The organism is Nonomuraea sp. NPDC049129 (genome assembly GCF_040648495.1).
Lineage (GTDB): Bacteria > Actinomycetota > Actinomycetes > Streptosporangiales > Streptosporangiaceae > Nonomuraea.
The window spans coordinates 411,764-436,411 of the sequence record NZ_JBEZDU010000009.1 but is presented as its reverse complement, the minus strand read 5'-3'; the positions used below and the strand labels follow the sequence as shown (position 1 = coordinate 436,411).

Here is a 24,648-nt window from a genome sequence, read left to right as displayed (position 1 = left end):
GTCACTGATGCATTGTCCCGACTGCGCGGTACGTCCGCGTCAGCCTCTGTGACCGGGCCCGACGTCCTCCAGGAGTACATCGCAGGGATGACACGGCTGGGAGTCGTCCCGATGAAGGGGCCGATATCGGCATGACAGACGACGCGGGCGGATCTGCTCCGCGCATAGCTTGCTTGCTGCCATCGGCCGCCCGTGGAGACTCCATCGAGGCGGCCGCTCTCATCCGGAAGGACAGCAGTTCATGGGTCATGTGATGAATCCGACGCCGCGCCGAGGCGTCATCGCCGTCGCGGCTCTGCTCGCCTTCGCGGCCGTCACCTCCTGCGCCCCCGCCTCCGCGGCCGGACCGGCCCGGGCCGACGGCCCCGCGCGTACGACGTCGCCGAACCCCGCCAGGCCCGCCTCCGCCGGTCAGGCGTCTCTCCGGAGCGGCACGCCGTACCTCCCCAAGCCGACCGGATCCCAGCCGGTCGGCACCACGTCCTTGTACCTCAAGGACACCTCCCGCGCCGACCCCTGGGTGCCCAGCGTGAAGGCGAGGGAGCTCATGGTCTCCCTGTGGTACCCGGCGAAGTCCCGCGGCCGGAAGCCGGCTCCGTACATGACGCCCAAGGAATCAGAACTTCTCATGAAAGAGGGGGAGATAACCGATCTGCCGCTCGACCTGCTGAGCAAGACACGGACGAACGCGACCACCGACGCCGAACCCGCGGGTCGTCGGCGCGGGCTGCCGCTGGTGGTGCTCTCCACTGGCTTCACCGAGCCACGGAGCTCGCTCACCGCACTGGCCGAGGACCTGGCGAGCAGAGGGTACGCGGTGGTCTCCATCGGCCACACGTACGAGACCGCGACGAGTTTTCCCGGCGGCCGGATCACCACCTGCGTGGCCTGCGAGGTCAAGGAGAAGGACCAGACATTCTGGGACAAGGTTGGCGCGACCCGGGCGGCCGACGTGTCCTTCGTGCTGGACGCGCTGACGCGCGCACACCCCCAATGGAAGAGCGCCGCGCTGATCGACCCGTCCAGAATCGCGATGGCCGGTCACTCGGCGGGCGGCGCGAGCGCCGTGGGCGCCATGCTCAAGGACCCGAGGGTACGCGCCGGGATCGACATCGACGGCACCGCGTTCGTCCCGGTTCCGAAGAGCGGGTTGTCGCGGCCGTTCCTCTTCCTGGGCACGCAGGCGAAACACAGCCCGGGCGGAAAGGACGTCTCATGGGACAGCGTCTGGCAGAACCTGACGGGATGGAAGCGCTGGCTCGTGGTGGCGGGGGCGGAGCACGTCTCGTTCACCGACATCGCCGTGCTGGGCGAACAGATCGGGATCTACCGGAACACCGACCTGCCTCCTGCCCGCTCTATGGGGATCACCCGTACGTACGTGGCGGCGTTCTTCGACCTGCACCTGCGCACGAAGCCGCAGCCGCTGTTCGACGAGCGGTCACCCCGTTTCCCCGAAGTCAAGCTGTGTGAGGTCGAGCAGAAGGCGTGCGCCTAGCCACCCCTACCCGACCCCTACAGATGAGGTGCGGAGGGGGTTCATCGGACATTTCCTCCGCTGTGCCCCCTAAATATCCGGAATTCGCTGGCCGAAATCACCGCAAGCGTCCTGTCATGGAGTCCCACACCCCACCGAGAGGTGCTGTGCCATGCGGAGACGCCTGCGCGCCGGAGCGGCGCTGGCCGCCGTCCTTGTGCTGAGCCTGACCGCGCCGCCGGTCGTGGCGCAGTCACGGCAGGCCACGGAGCAGGTCGTCCCGGGGCTCAGGCAGCCGGTCGAGCTGGTGGTGGACGAGTGGGGTGTGCCGCACATCTACGCCCGAAACACCGACGACCTCTTCCTCGCCCAGGGGTTCAACGCCGCCAGGGACCGGCTGTTCCAGATCGACCTCTGGCGCCGCCGCGGTCTGGGAGAGCTCTCCGCGGTGTTCGGCTCCGCGTACGTGGAGCAGGACAAGGCGACGAGGATGTTCCTGTATCGCGGGAACATGGACCGGGAATGGGCGAGCTACGGCCCCGGAGCCAGGCAGGCGGCGACCCGCTTCACCGAGGGCGTCAACGCCTACGTACGGTGGCTCGAACGGAATCCGGACCGCATGCCGCCCGAGTTCCGGCAGCTGGGATACCCGCCCGCGCTCTGGCGGCCGGAGGACGTGGTGCGGATCAGAAGCCACGGCATCTCCAAGAACGTCTTCAGCGAGGTGCTCCGCTCGCTCATCGCCTGCGCGGGCGGAATCGAGGCCGCCGAAGCCCTGTGGCAGCTGGAACCCGAACACACCACGACTCTGCCCAAAGGGCTCGATCCCTGCTTCGTGCCCGTGGACGTGCTGCGAACCTACGATCTGGCCACGCGGGGCGTGGTCTTCCAGAACGGCGCGCTACGCCTGGCCCCTGCCGACCCCGCGGCCAGTGAGGGCAGCAACAGCTGGGCGGTCTCGCCGGGCCGCTCCGCGACAGGCCGTCCCATCCTGGCCGGCGACCCGCACCGGTCGTTGACGGCGCCCTCCCTGCGCTACATGGCCCATCTGTCGGCGCCCGGGATCGACGTCATCGGGGCCGGTGAACCCGCGCTTCCGGGGATCTCGATCGGGCACAACGGCACGGTCGCGTTCGGCCTGACCATCTTCGGCACCGACCAGGAAGACCTCTACGTCTACCAGCTCGACCCCGCCGACCCGGGCAGGTACCGGTACGGCGACGGCTGGGAGCGCTTCACGACGATCACCGAGAAGGTGCCGGTCGCGGGCGGCTCGCCGGTCGACGTGGAGTTGCCCTTCACCAGGCACGGCCCCGTGCTCAAGATCGACAAGCAGCGCAACCTCGCGTACGCCCTGCGCACCACCTGGCTGGAGCCCGGCACGTCGCCCTACTTCGGCAGCCTGACGTACATGGGCGCCCGCGACTTCAAGCAGTTCGCCGCGGCGATGAGCACCTGGGGCGGCCCGCCCGAGAACCAGGTGTACGCCGACACCTCCGGCAACATCGGCTGGGTGCCCGGCGGCCTCACCCCCCGGCGCACCGGCTATGACGGCCTGCTGCCCGTGCCGGGCGACGGCCGCTACGAATGGAAGGGCTTCTACGACGGCGCCCGCCTGCCCCGCTCCTACAATCCGCCGCGAGGGCTGATCTCTTCGGCGAACGAGTTCGACCTGCCCGCGAACCACCCGGTCCAGGTGGGGTTCGAGTGGGATCCTCCCTACCGCAAGCAGCGGATCGACGAGGTGCTCGCGGCGAGGCCGAGGAGTTCGGTCGATGACTCGATCCGCCTGCAGGCCGACAAGGTGTCCAAGCCCGCCCAGCGGATCGTGCGCCTGCTCGCCGGCCTGACGAGCGCGGATCCGGACACCCAGCGGGCGCTGACGCTGCTCCGGCCCTGGGACGGGGCGACGGACGCGGATTCGCCGGAGGCGGCCCTGTTCGAGCCGTGGTTCTCACGTCACCTCGTGCCCGCCGTCCGCCGCGCGGTGCTGCCGCCGGCGGTGGCGGACGCCATCCCCGTGCTCGACGTCCGCGTGCTGATCGACGCGCTGGAGAACCCGGAACGCTGGTTCGGGACCGGAGGTAAGGCCGCGCGGGACGACCTGCTGGCCACGACACTGGCCGCCGCCTACCGCGAGGTCGCCGGGCGGCTCGGTGCCGACCCGCGGCTGTGGAAGTGGGGCGCGCTGCAGTACACGGAGTTCACCAGCCCTGTCGGCGCGAACGTGGGTCCCTTCCCCCGGGGCGGCTCGGCGTACACGGTGGACGCCTCCTCCTACAACGCCGCCACCTACCAGCAGTCGTCCGGAGCGTCGTTCAAGATGGTGCTCGACGTCGGCAAGTGGGACGACTCCCGCGCGGTCAACGCCCCCGGCCAGTCCGGCGATCCGCGCAGCCCGCACTACCGGGATCTGGCGGAGCGCTGGCGGACGAGCGACTACTTCCCGCTGCTGTACAGCCGCGCCCAGGTGGAACGGCACGCCGAAAGCACGATCAAGCTGCTTCCGCAGCGGTAGCTTTGCGTGCCATGTCGTTCAGTCACAATGACCACTATCATCCGCTTCTGCTCAAGCAGATCCCCGAGGGCGCCGGGACCGCCCTGGACGTGGGCTGCGGGACCGGGCTGTTCGCGCGGCGGCTGGCCGCGAAGGGGCTGGTGGTCGACGCGATCGACTCCTCCGCCGAGGCCGTCGAGGCGGCCCGCTCGATCCCGGGTCCCGTACGGTACGAGCGGGCCGACATCGCGGTGGCCGAGCTGCCGCGCGGCAAGTACGACTTCGTCTCGTGCCTGGCCAGCATCCACCATGTGCCCTTCGAGACGGTCAGCCTGTTACGCCGATCGCTCGCGCCCGGCGGGGTGCTCGCGATCCTCGGCTGCTATCGGGAGAGCACACCCGCGGACTACGCGGTCAGTCTGTGCGCGGCGCCGGTGAACGCGGTCGCGCGCCTCCTTTCAGCGGCCCGGCCGCAGGAGGCGGAGGCTCCCACCGAGATGGTGGTCGCCAAAGCCATGATGACGCTGCCGGAGATCACCGCCGAGGCGGCGACGCTGCTGCCCGGAGCCTCGATCCGCCGCCTGCTGTTCTGGCGCTACCTGCTCGTCTACAAAGAGCCGATCAGCTAGGTCCCAGGTCCTGCCACAGGGCGTCAGGTACGGAATGGCGCAAGGCGGCCAGGTTGGCGGTGATCTGGCCTGGTTCGTGGGCGCCGACCAGGATCGAGTGCACCGCGGGATGCCGGAACGGGAACTGCAGGGCCGCGGCCGTGATCGGCACCTCGTGCTCCTGACACGCCGCCGCGATCCGCCGCACCTCCTCGGAGGCGTCGGCCGGCGGCCCGGCCAGCTCGCCACGGTGCAACAGGCTGGCCGCGACGACGGGGATGTCGCGCTCCTGGCACAGGGGCAACAGCTCCTCGAACGCCGACCGGCGCAGCAGCGTGCACTGGTTGGCGGCGAGCAGGAGGTCCGGGTCGGCGCGCTTGACGAAGTCGACGAGCATCCGCGACTGGTTCATGCCGACGCCGATCGCCCGCACCACACCCTGGGCGCGCAGGTCGGCCAGGGCGGGGTACGCCTCGTCCAGGGCCTGCGGCCAGTGGTGGTCGGGGTCGTGGATGAGCAGAATGTCGATCCGGTCCAGGCCGAGGCGCTCCAGGGAGTCCGAGACGCTGCGCAGGACGCCGTCGCGGGTGAAGTCCCACTCGACGTGCCGATCGTCGGGCACCGCGAAGATGCCCGCTCCGGGCGACCCGTTGGCGCCGGGCCGGACCAGACGGCCGACCTTGGTCGACAGGAGGTACTCCGACCGGGGGCGGCCGCGCAGCGCCTTGCCCAGGCGCTGCTCGGCCAGCCCGAAGCCGTAGAACGGGGCCGTGTCGAAGTAGCGGACCCCGGCCGCCCAGGCCGTGTCGATGACGGCCTGGGCCTGGGCGTCGGAGATGGGATGGAGGTAGTTCCCGAGGGGTCCGCCGCCCAGGCCCACCCTGGGGAGGGCTATCACGCCGACGCCAGATGAAGCCTGCTACGCATCGACACCCGCTTCCTTGGCGGCTCGGTCGATCTGGGCCAGTTCGTCGTCGGTGAAGTCGAGCCGGTCGACGGCCGCGACGTTCGCCTCCAGTTGCTCGGGGCTCGACGCGCCCACCAGGACCGACGTGATGCGCGGGTCGCGCAGCGCCCAGGCCAGCGCCAGCTGGGCCACCGACTGCCCGCGGGCCGAGGCGAGCTCGCCCAGGGCGCGGACGAAGGCCAGCACTTCGGGCGTGACCCGGTCAGTGGTCAGGAAGCGCCCCTCGGCCGCCCGCGAGTCCGCCGGGATGCCGTCCAGGTAGCGGTCGGTCAGCAGGCCCTGCGCCAGCGGTGAGTAGACGACGCAGCCGACGCCCTCCTGCTCCAGCACGCCCAGCAGTGACTCCTCGATGCGCCGGTTGAGGAGGGAATACGAGGGCTGGTGCACGATCAGCGGGGTGCCGAGCTCGCGCAGCAGCCGGGCGGCCGCCGCCGTACGCTCGGGGGAGAAGTTGGAGACCCCGGCGTAGAGGACGCGGCCGGTGCGCACCATGTGGTCGAGCGTGCTCACCTGCTCTTCCAGCGGCGTCTCCTCGTCGTCGCGGTGCAGGTAGAAGATGTCCACGAAGTCCAGGCCGAGCCGGTCCAGCGAGCGATCGAGCGTGGCCAGCAGGTGCTTGCGCGAGTTGCCCTTGCCGTAGGGGCCGTCCCACATGGGGTTGCTGCCCTTGGTGGTGACCACGATCTCGTCGCGGTGGCCGCGCAGGTCCTGGCGGAAGATCGTGCCGAACGTCGACTCGGCGGCGCCGAGCGGCGGACCGTACCTGTCGGCGATGTCGAAATGGGTGATGCCAAGGTCGAGCGCCTTGTGCAGGATCGCCCGCTGGCTGTCCAGCGGCTTGCCGCCGCCGAAGTTGTGCCACAGGCCCAGCGAGACCGCGGGCAGTCGCAGACCGCTGCGGCCACATCTCCTGTACGGCTGGCGTTCGTAGTTCAACAGCTCACCTTCCCGCTATTCCGGTCAGCGTCACGCCCCGGATGAACGTTTTCTGGGCAATGAAGAACAGTACGACAATCGGCATCATCGCGATGATCGAGACGGCCATCATCTGGTTGTACTGGGTGGCGTACTGGCCGGAGAACATCCCGAGGCCCAGGGGGATGGTGAACTTCTCGGTGGTCCGCAGGTAGATCACCGACTCCAGATACTGGTTCCAGTTGCCGACGAACGAGAACAGCATGATCGCGGCCAGCGCCGGCTTCGACAGCGGAAGCATGATCTTCCACAGGATCCGCCACTCCGACGCGCCGTCGATTCGGGCCGCGTCGATGAGCTCCTGCGGGATCGTGGTGAAGAACTGGCGCAGCAGGAAGATGTACAGCGCCACCCCGAAGAACTCCGGCACGATCAGCGGCAGGTAGGTGTCCACCCAGCCCAGCTTGGCGAACAGGATGTACTTCGGCACCAGCGTGATCTCGCGCGGGATCATCATCGTGCCCAGCATGAGCGCGAACAGGACGGCGCCCAGCCGGGCCCGCATCCTGGCGAAGGCGTAGGCGGGCAGGACACACGAGATCAGGTTGCCGGCCATCGACAGGGCCGTGATCAGGACGGTGTTGAGCAGGAACCGGGTGAAGGGCAGGTTCCCGCTCCAGCCTCGGGTGTAGTTCTCGAAGTGGAAGGAGTCGGGCAGGAACTGGGGCGGGAAGGCCAGGTTCTCCGCGTCCGACTTCAGCGACGTCGTCACCATCCAGAGGAACGGCAGCAGGAACACGCCGGTGGCCGCGATGAGCAGCACGTACGCGCCCGCCCGCTGGGCCCGTCTGATGCGCTCGGCCTGACCGGCGGTTATGGCGGCGCGCCCCGGCCGCCGGATGTCGGGGGCGGCCTTCGTCTCGACCAGCATCCCGGCCCTCCTCTCGAAAGATCAGTTGAACTCGTAGTGGACCCAGCGCCTGGCCAGGCCGAACTGGATCAGGGTGACGATGATGACGATCAGGAACATGGCCCAGGACAGCGCGGCGGCGTAGCCCATGTCGAAGAACACGAACGCCTGCCGGTAGATGTAGAGCCCGAGCACCATGGTGGAGTTGGCCGGGCCGCCCTCGGTCATGATGAGGATGAGCGTGTACGCCTGGATGCTCGCGATGAAGCCCGTCACCACGTTGAAGAAGATCACCGGCGACATCATCGGCACGGTGACGCTCCAGAACCGGCGCCACCAGCCGGCGCCGTCGATCTCGGCGGCCTCGTACAGCGTGGCCGGGATGCCCTGCAGTCCGGCCAGGTAGATGACGATGGTGTTGCCCGCGCCCCAGACGCTCATCAGGATGAGGGCCGGCATCGCCCACTCCGTCGAGCCCAGCCACGGCGGGCCCGAGATGCCGACCATGGCCAGCAGCTTGTTGATCAGGCCGAAGTCGGGATGCAGGATGTTCAGCCACAGCAGCGCGGTCGCCACGCCCGACACCACCGACGGCAGGTACATCACCGTGCGGAACAACCCCTGGAAGCGCAGCGGCTGGTTGAGCAGCAGCGCCAGCGCGAAGGTGAAGACGACGCCCAGCACCACCGCGCCCAGGCCGTAGTAGAACGTGTTGACGATCGAGTCCCAGAACTCCGGGTCGTTGACCATCTTCTGGTAGTTGGCCAGGCCCGCCCAGGTGGGGCTGCGCAGCAGGTTCCAGTCGGTGAAGCTGATCGCGATCGAGGCGAGGATCGGCCCGCCGCTGAAGAAGACGAACCCGATCACCCACGGCGAGACGAACAGGTGGAAGCGCCGGGCCTCGCGGCGGGCCAGTGTGCTCTGGCCGCGCCGCGAGAAGACGGCGGCGACAGCGCTCATGCGATCTTGTTCTCGGCCAGCAGCGGGGTGATCTTGTCGGTGATCTCCTTCAGGCCGCTCGCCAGATCGGTCTTGCCGATCATGACCCGCTCCCAGATGGGCTTGGCCGTCTCGACGACCTTCTTGTTGGCGGGCAGCTTGAGCACGCCGTCGCCGGTGCCGTACTCCTTCATGGCGCTCTTGACGGTCTCGACGACGTCCTTGGGGATGCCGAGCGCCTCGGCGTTCGGCTCCCAGGCCGACTGCCGGGCCGGGGCGCTGATGCGGCGGAACTGCTGCCCGGTCGAGGAGAGGTACTCGTTGAGGTAGATCCAGGCCGCGTCCTTCTGCGGCGACTTGGCGTACATGGCCAGGGCGCTGCCGATGACCGGCGTGAAGCGGCCCTTCGGGCCCTTCGGCGTGGGCGCGACGCCCCACTTGAACGCCGTCTGCTTGGCCAGCTCGGTCAGGATCCACGCGCCGTTGATCGACATCGCCGCGTGCCCGACCTTGAACGGCTCCACCTTCTCCAGCACCTGGTTGAGCTCGGCCAGACTCGGCACCGCCTTGTCCTTGTTCAGCAGGTCGAGCCACATGCCGAAGACCTTCTGCGCCTCCGGCTCGGAGATCATGGAGACCGACTCGTCGGCGTTCAGGTAGCGCCCGCCGTACTGCGCCAGGGCGCGGGGCGTGATGTCGGGCTCGGGCAGCAGCATCGGGGTGAAGCCGTAGACCTTCTCGGCGCCCGAGCCGCTGGTGAGCTTCCTGGCGACCTCCATCATCTTCTCGACGGTCCACGACTCGTCGGGGTACTTCTCGCCGGCCTTGTCGAAGACGTCCTTGTTGTAGAAGAGCAGCTTGGGCGCCATGTCGGTGGGTAGGCCGAACAGCTTGCCGTCACGCTCGTAGTAGCCGAGCGCGTTCACCGGCAGGTCCTGCTTGTCGAACTCGGGTGTCTTGGCGATGAACTCGTCCAGCGGCTGGAAGATGTCGTTGGCGATGAAGTTCTGGGCCCAGCTGTAGTGCGTGTACATCACGTCGGGCATGGAGCCGCCCGCCGCCTGGGCCATGTACTTGGTGAGGTAGGAGTCGAACTGCGAGGTCTCGCGCTTGATCTCGATGTTCGGGTGGCGCTTGTGGAAGAAGAAGTCGAACTGCGCGTTGCGTACCTCGGCGATCACGTCCGCGGTGATCGCCACGGTCAGCGTCACCTTCGACGCCGGGTCGGCCACCTGGGTCGTCGGCCATTTCAGCGCGTTGTTGAGCTGCTCGGCCTCCTCGAACGGCCAGGTGTCGTTGCCGGGCCGGTTCGGATCCAGCGTCGGCACGCCGGACTTCGTGGGCGCCGCGGCCTGCCGCTGCTGACGGGTGTCGCCCGCGCAGGCGGACAGCATGGGCACGGTCGCCGCGGCCACCGCGAGGGCCAGCATCTGGCGCCGGTTCATCTCCATGGGGGGTGGGCCTTTCAGAGAAAGAGCTCGATCACTGCTATCGCCTTGTCCGGGCGCTGGAATTCGGCCAGCCGAGCGGGAGAGATCCGATGTGTGGATCCGTCATCGTCCGATGCGCGAGGCATGGCCGTACCGTAGACCTGGTAATTAACTTCGTCAAGAATTGAATTGCAAGCGCTTGCAACCTAGGCTCAGGCACGTTGTGAGGAGTTCAGCGGGGTTGGCGTCGGCCGCCCTGCCCGAGCCGGCGGTCCCGAGCGGGTTACCGATGAGTCCGGCTCACTCCTCCTATCTCTGCTTGGAGGCCCTGTGTCGCAATGGACGCTCACTGACGAAGACCTGGAAGTCGCGATCGCGCTCTCGGCCGATGGCGAGCCGACCCTGGAGGTGCGGCGCGACGGCCGGGTGGTGGTGCGGCCGTCCAGGCTGGGCCTGCGGGCCGCGCACGAGGACCTGAGCACCGGCCTGGCCTTCGACGGGATGTCGTCCAGGCAGGTGACGGAGTCCTATGAGACGGTGACCGGCAAGCGGCGCGAGCACCTGTACACGGCCAAGGAGTGGACGCTGTCGTTCACCAAGGGCGCGCACCGGCTCCACCTGGAGGTGCGGCTCGGCGGCCACGGCGTGGCGTACCGGTACGTGGTGCCATGGACCGGACCGGTGACGGTAATTGACGAAATTTCGGAGTATGTGGTGCCGAGGGAGGCCCGTGCGGTGCTCCTGCCGTACGAGAACGGGCGCTGCGACTACGAGGAGATCCACCGGCACGGCCCGGTCGCCGACGCCGAGCCCATCCTGTACGGCTACCCGTCGCTCTTCCAGATCGGCGACACCTGGCTGTTCGTCACCGAGTCGAACCTGGACAGCGGCTACGCGGGCACCCGGCTGCGCTTCGACGGCCACGCCTTCCACCTCGACCTGCCCGACCCGTACGTGACGGCGGCCAGCCCGCTCATCACGCCGTGGCGCACGATGATCATCGGCGAGCTGGCCACGATCGTCGCCAGCGACCTGGTGACCAGCCTGGCCGCGCCCTCGGCGGTGGACGACACCTCGTGGATCCGGCCCGGCGCGGCGGCCTGGTCGTGGTGGTCCGACGGCCCCTCCACCCGTGACCTGGACGAGCAGAAGCGCTGGGTCGACTTCGCCGCCGCGCACGGCTGGCCGTACGTGCTGGCCGACGCCGGCTGGAACAAGCAGTGGATGCCCGAGTTGATCGCCTACGCCGCGGCCAGGAACGTCGGCGTCTGGCTCTGGTCACACTGGCAGCACGTCGACACCGAGCTGGAGCACCGCGAGAAGCTCGCGCTCTGGAAGGAGTGGGGCGCCGTCGGCGTCAAGATCGACTTCACCGAGTCCGACGGCCAGGACCGGATGCGCTGGTTCGACGCCATTCTGGCCGCCACCGCCCGGCTGAAGCTCATGGTCGTCTTCCACGGCGGCACGATCCCGCGCGGCACCGAGCGCACCTGGCCGCAGTTCATGACCGCGGAGGCGGTCAAGGGCGCCGAGTGGATCAAGCCGAAGCCCGGCAAGCTGCCGCTCTACCCGCCCGCGCACTACCTGTCGCTCGCGTTCACCCGCAACGTGCAGGGCCCGATGGACTTCACCCCGTGCACCTTCACCGCGGTCCGCACCATCTCCGCCGGATTCGAGCTCGCGCTATCCGTGATCTTCGAATCGGGCGTCCAGCACTTCGCCGACGGCATCGAGGCATACGAGGCCAGGCCCGAGGCGCTGCGGCTGCTGTCCGGCGTCCCCACCGCATGGGACGACACGCGGCTGCTGTCCGGCGACCCCGCCGACCACATCCTGCTGGCCAGGAGGAGCGGCGGCGAATGGTACGTCGGCGCGGGCGTGTCGGGCGAGGCCCGCACGCTCACCGTGCCGCTCGACTTCCTGGACGAAGGGGAGTGGACGGCCGAGATCTACCGGGACGCCCCCGACGACGGCATCCTCGCCGAGACGGCGACGGTGTCGGCCGGGGGCAAGCTCGACCTCGCCGTATCCCCCAACGGCGGGTTCACCCTCCATCTGAGGAGAGAAACCTCATGATCAAGCGCCTGAGCGGCACCCTCGCCGCCGTCACCCTCGTCTCTTTATCGGCGATACCCGCCTCCGCCTCCACCGCCGCGGCCGTCTGGACGCAGCGCTGGAACCCGAACCCGGCCAATCAGACGGTCGCCCAGGCCTTCGAGGGCATCGAGGACGACCGCTCCGACTCCCACCCCGGCGTCACCCACATCTACGTCTCCGGCGACGCCTACCGCTTCGACATGCACACCCAGGACCGCGACGGCGACGACCGGCAGCGCAACGAGGTCAAGGGCATGCGGACGAGCAGCAGCTCGTACCTCAAGATCCTCAAGAACCAGGTCTGGCGCATCTCCTACCAGCTGTACATCCCGACCTCGCTCGACGCCACCAGCTCCTTCACCCACATCGCGCAGATGAAGGTGCCCGGCTCCGGCGCGCCCCTCTACACGATGTCGCTGCCCATCTCGGGCGGCACCCCGAAGATCAACGTCCGCTACTGGGACGAGGACGAGCAGACGCACGAGGTCGGCAACACCAACCTGAACCCGATCCAGGGCAAGTGGCTCGACACCACCTTCGAGTTCAAGGCCGCCGACAACGGCTACCTGCGCTGGACGCTCAAGGACGGCTCGACGACGCTGGTCGACAAGCGCCTGGACAACACCGACCTCTGGCGCGCCGACACCGACTACCTCCGCCCCAAGTGGGGCATCTACCGCAGCATCAAGAGCTCCGGCCTGCAGAACACGTACCTGCTAATCAGAAACCTGCGCGCCGAACAGCAGACCGCCGGCGCGGCCGACACCGACGAGGTAGCCAACCCGTGAAGAAGTACGGCGCCCGCCTCGCGGGTGCGCTCGCCACGCTCGCCCTGATCGCGACCGCCACCCCCGCGGTGGCGGCCCGCACTCCCACCCCGTCGGAGGGGCCGTCGCAGACCCAGACGGCCCGGCCGCCGCGCTGGGAGCTGCGCTGGGACCCGAGCGTCAAGAAGGACGGTGTCCAGGCGTTCGAGGCGCTGGAGGACGACCGGCGCGGCTCCCATCCCGAGGGCCTGCCGCACGTCTCCACCGACAAGGACGCCTGGCGCTTCACCGCCCACCTGGAGGACCGCGACGGCGCCGACCGCATGCGCAACGAGGTACGCGGCATGCGCGACGGCAAGGGCGCCCCGCTGGAGATCCGCAAGGACGAGACCTGGCGGATCAGCTACCGCATGTACATCCCGGACACCCTCGACGCGACCACCTCCTTCACCCACATCTGGCAGCTCAAGAACTCCGACGTCGGCACCCCGATCGCGCAGATCTCGCTGCCGGTCATTGGGGGCGTGCAGAAGATCGCCGCCCGGTACTGGACGCTCCCTGACAACACCTCGCACGACTTCGCCACCGCCGACCTGGAACCGATCCAGAACAAGTGGGTCACCACCACGCTGGAGTTCAAGTCGAGCGACGACGGCTACATGCGCTGGACTCTGTCGGACGGCCGCCGGACGATCGCCGACCAGAAGATCGAGCACATCGACCTGTGGTGGACCCAGGAGCAGTACAACCGGCCCAAGTGGGGCATCTACCGCAGCATCAAGAGCGCCGGGCTGCAGGAGACGTACCTGCTGGTCAAGGACCTCAAGGCGTGGCAGCTCGGCCCGGCGACGCCGCCGGTCAAGCTGCCGGCGCCGGACCGGAGCCCGGGCGCCTATGAGGCCGAGCGGGTGGGCAACGTGTGGGAGGGCGCGGCCGAGCCCGCCTACTGCGCGGTCTGCTCGGGCGGCAGGAAGGTGATCCTCATCGGCGGCAACGTCTACGACTACGCCGTGGTCAAGGGCGTATTGTCGGAGACCACCGGCACCCGGCGGATGACCGTGCACGCGCTGGTGGACGGCGCGCAGACGTTCGCGGTCAGCGTCAACGGGGCCGACTCCATCCAGGTGCCGATGACCGGGACCAAGGACACCGTGACGACCACGACCGTGCCGGTGGACCTGGTGGCCGGGGTCAACACGATCCGGTTCTTCAGCCTGACGGCCAGGGGTCCCGAGCTGGACAAGATCGTCATCAGCTGAGCCCGTACGGCCCACGTCCTGCTTGGGCGTGGGCCGTAGCACCACCCCAAGGATGGAGTCAGGCCACATGGCACACGACCTCAGCAGACGCGGTTTACTCGTGGCGGGCGGCGCGCTGGCCCTCGCGGCGGCGACCGGCATCCAGCCCGCTGCCGCGGGCACGTTCTGGCAGTCCAAGCTGCTCTCCTACGACCGGCGCGGGCGCCTGACCTACGCGCAGGACGCCGAGGGCAACCGGTTGCCGGACTTCAGTCACGCCGGATACCGCAACGGCGAGCGGCCGATCCCGTGGGCGCGGGTGGTCAAGGCCATCCGGCCGGTCGAGGGCGACAACACCGCCCATATCCAGGCGGCCCTCGACGAGATCGCGGCGCTGCCCCGCGAGCGGCGCGGCGCGCTGCTCCTGCTGCCCGGCCTCTACCCGGTCGCCGGAACCCTGTACGTACGCGCCGACGGCATGGTGCTGCGCGGCAGCGGCGACGGCGAGGACCCGGCGGGCAACACGATCATCAAGGCCACCGGCAACAGCCCCAAGGACCGCGACGTGATCGTGGCCGGCGGCACGTCGGCGGGCGGCTGGGCGGGGGAGGTGCCGGGTACCCGTACCGACATCACCACGGACTTCGTGCAGGTGGGCGCGCGCGAGTTCGAGGTGGCGAACGCCGGGTCGCTGCGGCCCGGCGACAACATCGTGATCTACCACCCGTGCTCGGAGGGGTGGCTCAAGGCCATCGACTACGGCGGCCACGACGTGGGCCCGGCCTGGCAGGTGGGCGAGCACCCGATCATCTACAACCGCTACATCCGGGAGATCTCCGGCAACAGGCTGAAGATCGACGTGCCCGTGTTCAACCACCTGAACCGGGCGCTGTCCCAGTCGTCGGTCTACAAGTGGGACCGGGCCGGGCTCGTCACCCAGGTGGGCGTCGAGCGGCTGCGCGTGGACATCGAGTATCACGGCGACCCCGAGCAGGACGAGGATCACGCCTACAACGCGATCGTGCTGCTGCGCACCGAGGACTCGTGGGTGCGCGACTGCACGATGCTGCACTTCACCCAGGCCGGGGTGGCCACCCAGGAGACGACCCGCGCCACGGTCGAGAACTGCCGGGCCGTCGACCCCGTCAGCATCGTCACGGGGAGCAGGCGGTACAACTTCAACACTTATGTCTACTCGCAGCAGGTGCTCTTCCGTGACTGCTACGCCTACAAGTCGCGGCACGCCTTCGTCTCCAACGGGCACAGCACGGTGTCGGGCGTGGTGTTCGTGCGCGGCACGGCCGAGTACGCGCTGAACTCCAGCGAGGGCCACCGCCGCTGGTCCCAGGGCCTGCTGTACGACGGGCACCGCGACATCGACCCGCACTACGACTACACGCTGGGCCTGTACAACCGGGGCCGCTACGGCACCTCGCACGGCTGGTCGGCGGCGCACTCGGTGGCGTGGCGGTGCGACGTGTCGACCAGCAGGCTCATCGTCCAGAAGCCGCCGACGGCCCAGAACTACGCGATCGGCTGCCTGGGGACGGTCACCGGGGACGGCCCCTTCCAGCAGCCCGCCGGGTACATCGAGGGCACCGGCCAGGCGGGTCTCCTGCCGCCCTCGCTGTACGAGGCGCAGTTCCTCGACCGGCTACGAGGCGGCTTCTGAGCCCAGGTCCAGCCGGAGCAGCCCGCCGGTGGGCACTGTGATCGTGTGCGTGCCGGGGGACAGCTCCAGCGTCGTGTCGCTCACCGTACGGCCCCGGCAGGTCTGGACCCTGGCGCGGGCCGTACCGGAGTGGCCGACCTGGAGCAGCACGTCGGCCGAGTCGTCGGCGTTGGCCAGCCAGAACGTGCCCGCCTCCGGGACCGCCACCGGCAGCGGCGCGTAGCGGGCCGTGATCACCGTGCCCGCCGAACGGGCCGTCACCTGCGGATAGACCAGGTCCGGGCGGGCCGGCTCGAACGAGCCGTGCTGCAGCACATCGGCGTGCTCCTTGACGAAGCCCAGCCAGAATCGCAGCACCTCCAGCTGTCCGGGCGTCTGCGTGGTGAGGTCCACCGAGATCTGCGGGACCGCGAACAGCACGTTGACCAGCTGCGCCGCGACCCGCTCCGGGGTCTCGTCCGGGTGCCACATCAGCATGTCGGCGTGCACGGCCAGCGGCCCGGCGATCAGGCGCAGGTCCACCGTGCGCTGGCGGTTGTGCGCCGGGCTGAGCGGGCAGTCCGAGGCGCGGACCATCGTCGCGTACGGCCACAGCCCCGGGCTCACGTACGGCTGGCGCAGCTCCACCAGGCAGTCGCGGGGCAGCATGGCCAGCAGTCTGCGCACGCCCTCGTTGACCGTCGCGCAGTCGGCCTCGGGCCCCGGCTCGGGCGGGTCCTCCACGGCGAACTGGTCGATGAAGTCGATCTTCAGGCCGTCCATGCCCCACTCCTGGACCGCGCGGGTCAGGTGGCCGGCGAGCAGCTCGCGGATGTAGGGGTAGCGCGGGTCGACGATGACCGCGTTCATGTGCTCCTTGTAGGCCAGCGAGTAGGGCTGTACGCGGTCCCAGAGCGCGGTGTGGCGGCCGACGAACGGCAGGGCGTACCAGAGCAGGTAGGCGAGCCCCGCCTGCTTCACCGCCGCCACGTGTCCGGAAATATCGGGAAAAGACGTGGCGGAGGGCTCCCACTCGCCGACGTGCCCGTAACCGCGCCCGCGGTCGTCGCTGTGCCAGCCGTCGTCCACGATGATCGCCTCGCAGCCCAGCTCGGCCGCCGGGCCCGCCTGCCGCTCCACGCTCACGGCGTCGACGTGCTGCTGCATGGCGTACCAGGTCGAGTACGCGGGCATCCGCGCCACCTCGGGCACCTCTCCCGCCGGGCCGCGCCACCCCTCGGCCACGTCCGCGCGCTCGCGGACGTCGGCGCGCCACCACTCTGCCACGTCCGCGAGTGTGCGGGCGAACGGCCGTCCGGTGAGGTCGAGCCGTAGCACCAGGCCGGTGCCGGGCTCGGCGTCGTGCTCGGCCCAGAAGCCGAAGTCCCCGGTCTCCTCCACCACCCCGGTGCGGATGCGCACCGGCCGGACCACCTCGCCGACGGCGTACGTGCACAGCGACACGTCACCGGCGCCCACCAGGCAGCCCACGGGGGCGTTCTTCTCCAGGGCGGCCACCCGGGGCTTGCGCCAGAACGGCGGCAGCCCTCTGTGCTCGCCGCCGTCGGGCGCCCAGAAGGCCGTGGCGGCCACGCACGGCACCCGCCACGCCACGCGGACGACCGCCGGCCGGTCCGGGGTGATCCGCACCTCGTGGACGCCCTCGGCGTCCTCGGTGACGGTCCACGTCAGCTCGGCCGCCGCCGTCGCGGTCAGTTCCGTCGCGCCCGCGTGGACGCGTACCTCGCGGGTCTCGCCCGGAGCGCGGTCGTGCGGCTGCCAGATCCCGGTCGTCGCGGTCACTGCCACTCCTGAGTCACTGTCGCTCCTGGAGAGTGAAGAAGGTCTGGATGGCGACCGAGGCCGCGCCGCGCGCCCACTGCTCGAAGGGCCGGGGGCGCAGGAAGATCCGGCAGTCGGCCGCCGCCCCGAACGCCTGGCTCGCGAACGACCGGCTGATCTGCTCCTCGAACAGGTCGTAGGCCGCCAGCCCCTGCACGTCGCCGGTCACGATGATGCGCTCGGGCCCGATGAGGTTCGCCATGGCCGCCATGGCCAGCCCGATCGCGTGCCCCGCCCTGGCGAACACCTCGCGCGCCGCCACGTCGCCCGCGTGGGCGGCGTCGATGGCCGCGTCGATGGTCAGCGACGCGTCGCCGGTGGCCTCGCGGACCGCGGCCACGATGGGCGCGGTCCCGGCGATCGCCTCGACGCAGCCGCGTCCCCCGCAGTGGCACGCGGGCTCCTCGCCGCCGACTGGGACGTGCCCGATCTCCCCGGCGACGCCGTGCGATCCGGCCACGATCCGGTCGTTCACCACCAGCCCGCAGCCGATGCCCACCCCCACCGTGACCACCGCGAACGACGACGCGCCGATGCCCTCGCCGAACCACTGCTCGGCCACGGTGAGGGACTTGACGTCGTTCTCGACGGTGACCCGCAGGCCCGTCGCCTCGGCGGCCAGCCGGGCCAGCGGCACCTGCCGCCAGTTGAGGAAGGGGGAGTAGCGCACCATGCCGTGCGCCTTGTCCACGTCGCCCGACACGGCCAGGCCCAGCGCGTGGCAGCGCTGCCGGTAGGCCGGGTCGGCGGCGAGCAGCTCGGCCACGAGGTCGGCCAGCGTCGCCACCACGTCCTCGGGCGAGGACGCCGTCAGAGGGCGGTGCGCGCCGACGAGCACCTGGGCGCGCAGGTCGGTGACGACGCCGATGAGCTCGTCGTCGGTGATCTTCACGCCGGTGAAGAACTCCCGGTCCGGCTTGATGGCCAGCGGGCTGGCCGGTCGGCCCGCGCCGGGGCCCGGCCGGTCCGTGGCCTCCAGCTCTTCCAGATAGCCCGCCTCGATGAACGGGCGCGCCGCCTTGGTGACGGCGGCGGACGACAGCCCCGTCCGCCTGGCGATCTCCACCCGGGAGACCGGCCCCTGCGTCAGGACCATGGTGAACACGGTGGCCGCCGCGGGAGTGGTGAGCGGTGCAGGCATGATGGGCATCGTAACACTAATTAACTTCGTTAAGAATTGATTCGAAGGGCCCATCGATCTAGGCTCCGGGACATGCCTTCGGTGACCTTCGACGCGGCCAGCCGTACGTATCTGCTGCCCACCTCAACCGCCAGCTACGTCCTCGGGCTCGACGCCGACGATACCCCCGTCCACCTGCACTGGGGACCCCTTCTGACCCAGGAGCAGGCGGCGTCGCTGCCCCGCCCGGCGGCACCCCCCGCGAGCAGTTTCGACGGCGCGGGACCGGCCGAGGAGCTCGGCACCGAGGCGGGCGCGCGCTTCGGCACTCCGTCGCTGCAGATCGCCTTCCCGGACGGAGCCCGGGGCGTCGACTGGCGCCATCTCGGTCACACGATCGACGGGGGACACCTGACGGTCCACTTCCGGGACGCCGTCCAGCCGTTCGAGGTGGACCTGCACTACCGGGTGCGCGGCGACGTCGTGGAGCGGTGGACCGCGCTGCGCTCGGAGGTGCCCGTGACGATCCTGCGGTGCGACTCGGCCGCGTGGAGCGTTCCGCCGCTGTCCGGGTACCGGCTCAGCCACGCCGTCGGTGGGTGGAGCGCCGAGCACGGGCTGCGCCGTACCGACCTCACCGTGGGCGAGACGACGCTGACCAGCAGGCGAGGGCTGAGCAGTCACCACGCCAACCCGTGGCTCACCGTCGACGGAGGCGACGCGGGCGAGCGCCACGGCGAGGTGTGGAGCTGCGCGCTCGCCTGGAGCGGCAGCTGGCGCATCACGGTCACCCGCGACCCGTCGGGGAGCGCGGGGTGGACGGGCGGGTTCGGCCACGAGGGCCTCACCTGGCGGTTGGAGCCGGGGGAGGAGTGGGTGACGCCGGTGTTCGCCGGGGTCTATGCTCCCGACGGGTTCGGCGGGGCCAGCCGCCGCTGGCACGAGCACATCGCCGGGTACGTGCTGCCCCAGCCGGAGGAGCTGCGCCCGGTGGTCTACAACGCCTGGGAGGCCGTCGGGTTCGAGGTGGCCGAGTCGAACCAGAAGGAGCTGGCCGCGCTCGCCGCCCGCGCGGGGGTGGAGCTGTTCGTCATGGACGACGCCTGGTTCGGCGGGCGCACCGGCGACAGCGCCGGGCTCGGCGACTGGTGGCCGAACCCGGACCGCTTCCCCAACGGGCTGGCTCCGCTCATCGACGAGGTCCACGGGCTGGGCATGCGGTTCGGCCTCTGGGTCGAGCCCGAGATGGTCAACCCCGACAGCGACCTCTACCGTGCCCACCCCGACTGGGTGCTGCACATGCCCGGCCGCCCGCGTACGCTGCTGCGCAACCAGCTCGTCCTCAACTTCGCCCGGCCCGACGTCGCGGACTGGGCGCACAAGTGGCTGCACCGGCTGGTCGGCGAGCACGGCGTGGACTTCCTGAAGTGGGACTTCAACCGGGCCTTCACCGAGGCGGGCTGGCCCGGCGCCGCCGACCAGGACCGGCTCTGGATCGACCACGTGCGAGCCGTCTACTCGATCATGGACCGGCTCCGCGCCGACCATCCGCACCTGCGCATCGAGGCGTGCGCGGGCGGCGGCGGCCGTACCGACCTGGGCATGCTGGCCCGTACCGACCAGGTGTGGACCTCCGACAACACCGACGCCCACGACCGCGTCGCCATCCAGCACGGCTTCAGCCAGATCTACCCGGCCCGCGTGATGGCCGCCTGGGTGACCGACAGCCCGAACCCGCTCACCCGCCGCCTCACCCCGCTCAGCTTCCGCTTCCACGTCGCCATGGCCGGCGCCCTCGGCCTCGGCGGCGACCTGCTGAAGTGGAGCCCGGCGGAGCTGGCCGAGGCCGCCGAGCTGGTCGCCGTCTACAAGGACATCAGGCCCGTCGTCCAGCTCGGGCGGCAGGACAGGCTCGAGTACGGCGTGCAGTACACCTACGGCGACCGGACCGTCGTACTCGCCTGGCGGGGGCCCGTCGCGCACGGGACACCGCTCGTGCCGCTCCGCCTGGCCGGGCTCGACCCGCTGGGCCGCTACCGCGACGAGGACACCGGGCAGCTGCATCACGGAGCCCTGCTGATGTCGGCGGGCCTGCGGCCGGACCTGCCTCCGGGCGACTACACCAGCGCACTGATCCGCCTGCGCTCGGTGTAGTCGAGTCGGTCTTATCCGATTGATGAAAGGCCGCGCAGGGCGAGCTGGGCGGCGCGCACGGCCGACTCCTCCGCCTGCTCCAGCGACCCGCCCCGGTTGATGGTGGAGATGACCGCGAGCTTGGTGGCGCCGATCAGCGCGCCCACGGCCGCCGCCGCGTCCACGTGGTCGAGCTCGTCGGGAAAGGCGTCCTCCAGTGCCCGCGCCAGCTGGAGCTGGCTGTCGAACAGCAGATGCAGCGCCCGTGCCTGCAAGGAGGGGACGGTCATGATGAGCCGCATCCGCAGGGGCGCGTCCAACACTCGGAAGTCGTCGTCGCTCGCCCACCGCAGGCTCGTCCGTACGAGCCGCAGCAGCAGGTCCGCCACGCGTTCGCCGGGCATCCTGGACGAGATCATCTCGATCGCCCGCGCGATGCGGGACGCGCTGTCGAAGAACAGCACGTCCTCCTTACTGGCGAAGTAGCTGAAGAACGTCCGCGTCGACACCTCCGCCTCGGCCGCGATCTCGGCCAGCGTGGTCTCCTCGAAACCCTTCTCGTCGAACAGCCGGAGCGCGGCCTCGATCAGCGCCCGGCGTGTGCGCTGCTTCTTGCGCTCCCGTAGTCCCACCATGCCGGGAACTGTACCGCCAAACTTAGGGATTTTCATCCATTGAAGTTTTGCAGCGAATGAGGTTTTCTGGTGGAGTTGACCAAGCGAAAAGGAGCCACACCATGTCGGATCTGACCCTCACCACCACCCGCCAGCGCCCCTTCGATCCACCTGACGAAATCGCCGAGCTGCGAGAACAAACGCCGATCCACCGCATGACCTACGCCGACGGGCACCTCGGCTGGATCGTGACCGGCTACTCCGCCGCCCGCGCCGTGCTCGCCGACGCGCGCTTCAGCAACCGCCCCGAGCTCATCCACCCGCCGATCCCGGCCCGGCTGCAGCTCGCGAAGGAGCAGGGTTTCCGGGTGCCGCCCGGGTTCTTCCTGCGCATGGACGCCCCCGAGCACACCCGCTACCGCAAGCTCCTCACCGGTCAGTTCACCGTGCGCAGGATGAAGGAGCTGGAGCCGAGGATCGCCGAGATCACCGACGCCTGCCTGGACGCCATGGAGGCCGCGGCCAAGCCGGTCGACCTGGTGCAGGAGTTCGCGCTGCCCATCCCGTCGCTGGTGATCTGCGAGCTGCTGGGGGTGCCGTACGAGGACCGGGCGCAGTTCCAGGAAGACACCAAGGTGCTCGTCAACCTGGAGATCAAGGCCGAGGACGCCATGGGCGCGATGACGCGCATCTCCGCGTACCTGTACGGGCTGATCCAGCGCAAGCGGGCGAAGCCGGAGGACGACCTGCTCAGCGGGCTGATCGAGGGCGGCGAGCTGAACGACGAGGAGCTCACCGGCGTCGCGTTCCTGCTGCTGGTGGCCGGCCACGAGACGACCGCGAACATGCTCGGCCTCGGCACGTACGCGCTGCTCACCAACCCCGCCCAGCTCGCCCTCATGCGTGACGACCCGTCGGCGGTCGAGAACGGCGTCGAGGAGCTTCTGCGCTACCTCACGATCATCCACCTCGGCCCGGTCAGGAGCGCCCTGGTCGACGTCGAGATCGAGGGCCAGCTCATCAAGGCCGGCGAATCGGTCGCGATCCACCTCCCGGTGGCCAACCGCGACCCCTCCCGCTTCCCGGACGGCGACACCCTCGACCTGGCCCGGCCCGCCACGGGCCACCTCACGTTCGGCCACGGCATCCACCAGTGCCTCGGCCAGCAACTGGCCCGGGCCGAGATGCGCATCGCCTACCCGGCGCTCCTGCGGCGCTTCCCCGGCCTACGCTTGGCCATATCACCGGAGGAGGTGCCGATGCGCTCGGACATGAGCATCTATGGTGTGCACCGCCTCCCTGTCACCTGGTAGGTCAATGATGGAGATCAAGGCAGACACGACGGTGTGCATCGGTGCGGGCATGTGCGCGCTGACGGTGCCGGCGATATTCGACCAGAGCGAGGAGGAGGGGACCGTGGTGGTCCTTGACTCCACCCCACCGGCCGAACTGGAAGAAGCCGTCCGCCGCGCCGTGACGCTGTGCCCGTCAGGCGCCATCTCGGTGGTCTGATTTCGATTTGCTGGGTCCTTCGTGTCGACGGCGGGTGCCTTCTGTCGTACCGGTCTGGCCGGCCAACTTACGGCTCGCCCAGCCCGAACCTTCCCCGCCGTCGCCGCGACCGTCTTCTGGGGCGCTCGTCCATCGGGGCTGACCCTTACTGGGCCGACCGCCTATCGGGCTGACCGTGTGCCCGGATGCCCCCACGGGCCCGATCGCTTACCGGCCGGATCGCCCACCGGCCCCACCCTGCACTGGCCCACTGCGCACCGCGCACTGGCTCATGGGGCACCGGCCCATCGCCCCTCGGTTGCAGGCAGCCAGCGCGGATGCGCCAGGTTCGCGGACCTGCTGAGGCGCCGACCAGTTGGGTGCGGACCGCTGATCCCAGACCTCCGGATGGTCCTTGAGCGCGCTGCCCGTTCCGCGGACCTCCGCGTCCTCCTGCGGACCGTCATCTCACTGCAGCTGTTCGCCCCCTGGAGCCTGGACCCCCACCTCCCTGGACTTCCACCTCCCTGGGGACCCCCGCCCCCCTGGACCTCAATCCCCTTTCTGGACCTTCACAGCCCTCTGGAGACTCCGCCGGGGCGGCCTGGGCGCCGGATCTCCGCTGAGGCGGACCCTCGCCAAGGGGTCGGCCTCTACGTGTTCGCGTGCCTCTCGCATGGCCTCTACACGCCTTTGCCCGTCCCTCAACCTCGGTCCCTCAACAACCTTGGCCACCAACCTCGTCCCGCCGCACGTCAATGGGCATGTAGTCCACCCTCCCCCACGCTGATCGAATCTGTGTTCGTAGAACAGGTTGACACCGAGCGTGATCGAAATTATGTTCGACCTAGTGACGTGAGGCTCGCGGCTCACGTCGTAGGACCTGGTCGCGGGCCGTTCGCTTCCCCCAAGCGAGACCCGCGATCAGGCTCCAGGGCGAAGGGCGTGTCCTCGTCGTCGGCGGAGACGAGTGGGCGCGTCCTGGCCGGACGGGGTGCGGGGAAGCTCCTCGTCCGGCCAGCCCGGCGGAATTGTCGGTGGAGTCTGCAAACCTTGGCTTCACCGGCGGAGACGCCGGGAGCCGCCATGACTCCAAGGAGGCGCGCAAGATGGCACCAAGGCTCAGCGATACGCAGGGGCCCCGGCTGTCGCCCGCAGTTAGGGCGCACCTGACGGATTCACATTCCTGCCTGGCGGAGGCGACAGCCGCTCGCACCCCGGCATCCCGATACGTGGCAGCGCACCTGGCAGCGCTACGAGCGGCGGCGGCGATCCTGGCCGCCCGCCCACGCCCCATGGAAGGCCGCAGGCGCCGCCTGCGCAGCGCCTGGGAGCTGCTCCCGGAGGCGGAGCCCAAGCTCGCGGAATGGGCCGCCTACTTCTCGGTGAGCGCCGCTAAGCGCGCCGCCGCCGAGGCCGGCATGGTCCGTGGCGTCAGCGCGGCCGACGCGGACGAGCTTTTGGCTGAAGCCGACACCTTCGTCGCCGTAGTCCAGGACATCCTGGGCGTCCCCGCTCAACCCCCACTCCCGGTCGAGGTCCCCCTGGCCGGCTGACCACACCGCTCGCGCCGCCGACCCCGACGGCGAGTGGGCAGCCGGACAACTCGAACACGAGCGAACACACCGACCCAGGCGAGGGCCAGCAGACCATCCCGACCAAGGACGACCCCGCCCAACCGGTGGAAGCAGAGCGCGACGCCTGAAGCATGCGCAAAGACGCCGCATGCAGACGATCGAACGCCCCGAACCAGAGCGGCCAGGGGGCCAAGGAGGATCTCCGCCGCCCCGAACTTGGGCGGGCAGGCGGTCGAGGAGGCTCTCCGCAGAATTGAACGGTAGGCCAAGGGGCCTCGTGGTCCATCGGCAGGGCGGCAGGGGGAACGTCAGGCCGTCCAGTTCTCAACGGCGATCGCGCTGCTGCCGGCCTGGGCCAGCTCGATGATCTGCGTC

The 24,648-nt window shown here is 69.8% G+C and carries 19 protein-coding genes; 11 read left to right on the top strand and 8 right to left on the bottom strand.

All coding sequences use genetic code 11. The features are described 5' to 3' along the window. Positions 1-241: 241 nt before the first annotated feature. The 3 genes from AB0B64_RS29700 to AB0B64_RS29690 all read left to right on the top strand — a co-directional run bounded on the left by AB0B64_RS29700 (position 242) and on the right by AB0B64_RS29690 (position 4,603). Entirely contained in the window at positions 242-1,498 is a 1,257-nt protein-coding gene (locus AB0B64_RS29700) for an alpha/beta hydrolase (protein WP_358181198.1), read from the top strand. 151 nt (positions 1,499-1,649) lie between these two features. After that, positions 1,650-3,995, top strand: coding sequence for a penicillin acylase family protein (locus AB0B64_RS29695; protein ID WP_358181195.1), 2,346 nt, complete (start codon positions 1,650-1,652; stop codon positions 3,993-3,995). Between the two features lie 11 nt (positions 3,996-4,006). Further along, positions 4,007-4,603, top strand: a complete 597-nt coding sequence (locus AB0B64_RS29690; protein WP_357945185.1) for a class I SAM-dependent methyltransferase — start codon at positions 4,007-4,009, stop codon at positions 4,601-4,603. Here AB0B64_RS29690 and AB0B64_RS29685 read toward each other — a convergent pair. The 5 genes from AB0B64_RS29685 to AB0B64_RS29665 are packed head-to-tail and all read right to left on the bottom strand — an operon-like array spanning position 4,596 to position 9,758. Then, complete coding sequence (locus AB0B64_RS29685) at positions 4,596-5,480, bottom strand: aldo/keto reductase (RefSeq protein WP_357945187.1); 885 nt, start codon at positions 5,478-5,480, stop codon at positions 4,596-4,598. The two genes, AB0B64_RS29690 and AB0B64_RS29685, sit on opposite strands and share 8 nt — an antisense overlap. Positions 5,481-5,501: 21 nt before the next feature. Then, entirely contained in the window at positions 5,502-6,485 is a 984-nt protein-coding gene (locus tag AB0B64_RS29680) for an aldo/keto reductase (protein ID WP_357945190.1), read from the bottom strand. A 4-nt stretch (positions 6,486-6,489) separates the two neighbouring features. Then, positions 6,490-7,395 carry a carbohydrate ABC transporter permease gene (locus tag AB0B64_RS29675; RefSeq protein ID WP_358181192.1) on the bottom strand — a complete coding sequence of 302 codons (906 nt, stop codon included), beginning with the start codon at positions 7,393-7,395 and terminating at the stop codon, positions 6,490-6,492. A 21-nt stretch (positions 7,396-7,416) separates the two neighbouring features. After that, complete coding sequence (locus AB0B64_RS29670) at positions 7,417-8,334, bottom strand: sugar ABC transporter permease (RefSeq protein ID WP_357945196.1); 918 nt, start codon at positions 8,332-8,334, stop codon at positions 7,417-7,419. Next, positions 8,331-9,758 carry a sugar ABC transporter substrate-binding protein gene (locus AB0B64_RS29665; RefSeq protein ID WP_358181189.1) on the bottom strand — a complete coding sequence of 476 codons (1,428 nt, stop codon included), beginning with the start codon at positions 9,756-9,758 and terminating at the stop codon, positions 8,331-8,333. Before AB0B64_RS29665 ends, AB0B64_RS29670 begins: the two co-directional genes overlap by 4 nt. A 315-nt stretch (positions 9,759-10,073) precedes the next feature. On the opposite strand from AB0B64_RS29665, the gene AB0B64_RS29660 reads away from it, so the two are divergent. From AB0B64_RS29660 to AB0B64_RS29645, 4 genes are all read left to right on the top strand, one after another. Then, entirely contained in the window at positions 10,074-11,819 is a 1,746-nt protein-coding gene (locus AB0B64_RS29660) for a glycoside hydrolase family 97 catalytic domain-containing protein (protein WP_358181186.1), read from the top strand. Further along, positions 11,816-12,628 carry a hypothetical protein gene (locus AB0B64_RS29655; protein WP_358181183.1) on the top strand — a complete coding sequence of 271 codons (813 nt, stop codon included), beginning with the start codon at positions 11,816-11,818 and terminating at the stop codon, positions 12,626-12,628. The genes AB0B64_RS29660 and AB0B64_RS29655 overlap by 4 nt, the downstream gene beginning before the upstream one ends. Next, positions 12,625-13,866 (top strand): hypothetical protein, encoded by a 1,242-nt coding sequence (locus AB0B64_RS29650; RefSeq protein WP_357945206.1) that lies wholly within the window; start codon positions 12,625-12,627, stop codon positions 13,864-13,866. The genes AB0B64_RS29655 and AB0B64_RS29650 overlap by 4 nt, the downstream gene beginning before the upstream one ends. Before the next feature lie 67 nt (positions 13,867-13,933). Continuing rightward, positions 13,934-15,517, top strand: a complete 1,584-nt coding sequence (locus AB0B64_RS29645; RefSeq protein WP_357945208.1) for a hypothetical protein — start codon at positions 13,934-13,936, stop codon at positions 15,515-15,517. Here the strand turns inward: AB0B64_RS29645 and AB0B64_RS29640 are convergent. Next, a complete protein-coding gene (locus AB0B64_RS29640; protein ID WP_358181180.1) occupies positions 15,500-17,299 on the bottom strand; it encodes a glycoside hydrolase family 36 protein in 1,800 nt (599 codons plus the stop codon). The genes AB0B64_RS29645 and AB0B64_RS29640 overlap by 18 nt on opposite strands. 13 nt (positions 17,300-17,312) lie before the next feature. Next, positions 17,313-18,479 (bottom strand): ROK family transcriptional regulator, encoded by a 1,167-nt coding sequence (locus tag AB0B64_RS29635; protein ID WP_357945213.1) that lies wholly within the window; start codon positions 18,477-18,479, stop codon positions 17,313-17,315. Between the two features lie 72 nt (positions 18,480-18,551). Between AB0B64_RS29635 and AB0B64_RS29630 the strand changes: the two genes are divergently transcribed. Next, positions 18,552-20,612, top strand: a complete 2,061-nt coding sequence (locus AB0B64_RS29630) for an alpha-galactosidase (protein ID WP_358181177.1) — start codon at positions 18,552-18,554, stop codon at positions 20,610-20,612. A gap of 11 nt (positions 20,613-20,623) precedes the next feature. Here AB0B64_RS29630 and AB0B64_RS29625 read toward each other — a convergent pair whose 3' ends face one another. Next, a complete protein-coding gene (locus AB0B64_RS29625; RefSeq protein ID WP_357945218.1) occupies positions 20,624-21,226 on the bottom strand; it encodes a helix-turn-helix domain-containing protein in 603 nt (200 codons plus the stop codon). 101 nt (positions 21,227-21,327) lie between these two features. Here AB0B64_RS29625 and AB0B64_RS29620 point away from each other — a divergent pair, with 101 nt between their 5' ends. The 3 genes from AB0B64_RS29620 (at position 21,328) to AB0B64_RS29610 (ending at position 24,252) form a co-directional block, all read left to right on the top strand. Further along, entirely contained in the window at positions 21,328-22,518 is a 1,191-nt protein-coding gene (locus tag AB0B64_RS29620; protein ID WP_357945220.1) for a cytochrome P450, read from the top strand. A gap of 7 nt (positions 22,519-22,525) precedes the next feature. After that, a complete protein-coding gene (locus AB0B64_RS29615; RefSeq protein ID WP_357946339.1) occupies positions 22,526-22,717 on the top strand; it encodes a ferredoxin in 192 nt (63 codons plus the stop codon). Between the two features lie 1,088 nt (positions 22,718-23,805). Further along, entirely contained in the window at positions 23,806-24,252 is a 447-nt protein-coding gene (locus AB0B64_RS29610; RefSeq protein WP_357945223.1) for an SAV_6107 family HEPN domain-containing protein, read from the top strand. Positions 24,253-24,648 lie beyond the last annotated feature (396 nt).

What these genes read in the sequence shown, in the direction of transcription:
- AB0B64_RS29700 (WP_358181198.1), top strand. Translation starts at nt 242, where the DNA reads ATGGGTCATGTGATGAATCCGACGCCGCGCCGAGGCGTCATCGCCGTC.
- AB0B64_RS29695 (WP_358181195.1), top strand. Translation starts at nt 1,650, where the DNA reads ATGCGGAGACGCCTGCGCGCCGGAGCGGCGCTGGCCGCCGTCCTTGTG.
- AB0B64_RS29690 (WP_357945185.1), top strand. Translation starts at nt 4,007, where the DNA reads ATGTCGTTCAGTCACAATGACCACTATCATCCGCTTCTGCTCAAGCAG.
- AB0B64_RS29675 (WP_358181192.1), bottom strand. Translation starts at nt 7,395, where the DNA reads ATGCTGGTCGAGACGAAGGCCGCCCCCGACATCCGGCGGCCGGGGCGC.
- AB0B64_RS29670 (WP_357945196.1), bottom strand. Translation starts at nt 8,334, where the DNA reads ATGAGCGCTGTCGCCGCCGTCTTCTCGCGGCGCGGCCAGAGCACACTG.
- AB0B64_RS29665 (WP_358181189.1), bottom strand. Translation starts at nt 9,758, where the DNA reads ATGAACCGGCGCCAGATGCTGGCCCTCGCGGTGGCCGCGGCGACCGTG.
- AB0B64_RS29655 (WP_358181183.1), top strand. Translation starts at nt 11,816, where the DNA reads ATGATCAAGCGCCTGAGCGGCACCCTCGCCGCCGTCACCCTCGTCTCT.
- AB0B64_RS29645 (WP_357945208.1), top strand. Translation starts at nt 13,934, where the DNA reads ATGGCACACGACCTCAGCAGACGCGGTTTACTCGTGGCGGGCGGCGCG.
- AB0B64_RS29635 (WP_357945213.1), bottom strand. Translation starts at nt 18,479, where the DNA reads ATGCCTGCACCGCTCACCACTCCCGCGGCGGCCACCGTGTTCACCATG.
- AB0B64_RS29630 (WP_358181177.1), top strand. Translation starts at nt 18,552, where the DNA reads ATGCCTTCGGTGACCTTCGACGCGGCCAGCCGTACGTATCTGCTGCCC.
- AB0B64_RS29625 (WP_357945218.1), bottom strand. Translation starts at nt 21,226, where the DNA reads ATGGTGGGACTACGGGAGCGCAAGAAGCAGCGCACACGCCGGGCGCTG.
- AB0B64_RS29620 (WP_357945220.1), top strand. Translation starts at nt 21,328, where the DNA reads ATGTCGGATCTGACCCTCACCACCACCCGCCAGCGCCCCTTCGATCCA.
- AB0B64_RS29615 (WP_357946339.1), top strand. Translation starts at nt 22,526, where the DNA reads ATGGAGATCAAGGCAGACACGACGGTGTGCATCGGTGCGGGCATGTGC.
- AB0B64_RS29610 (WP_357945223.1), top strand. Translation starts at nt 23,806, where the DNA reads ATGGCACCAAGGCTCAGCGATACGCAGGGGCCCCGGCTGTCGCCCGCA.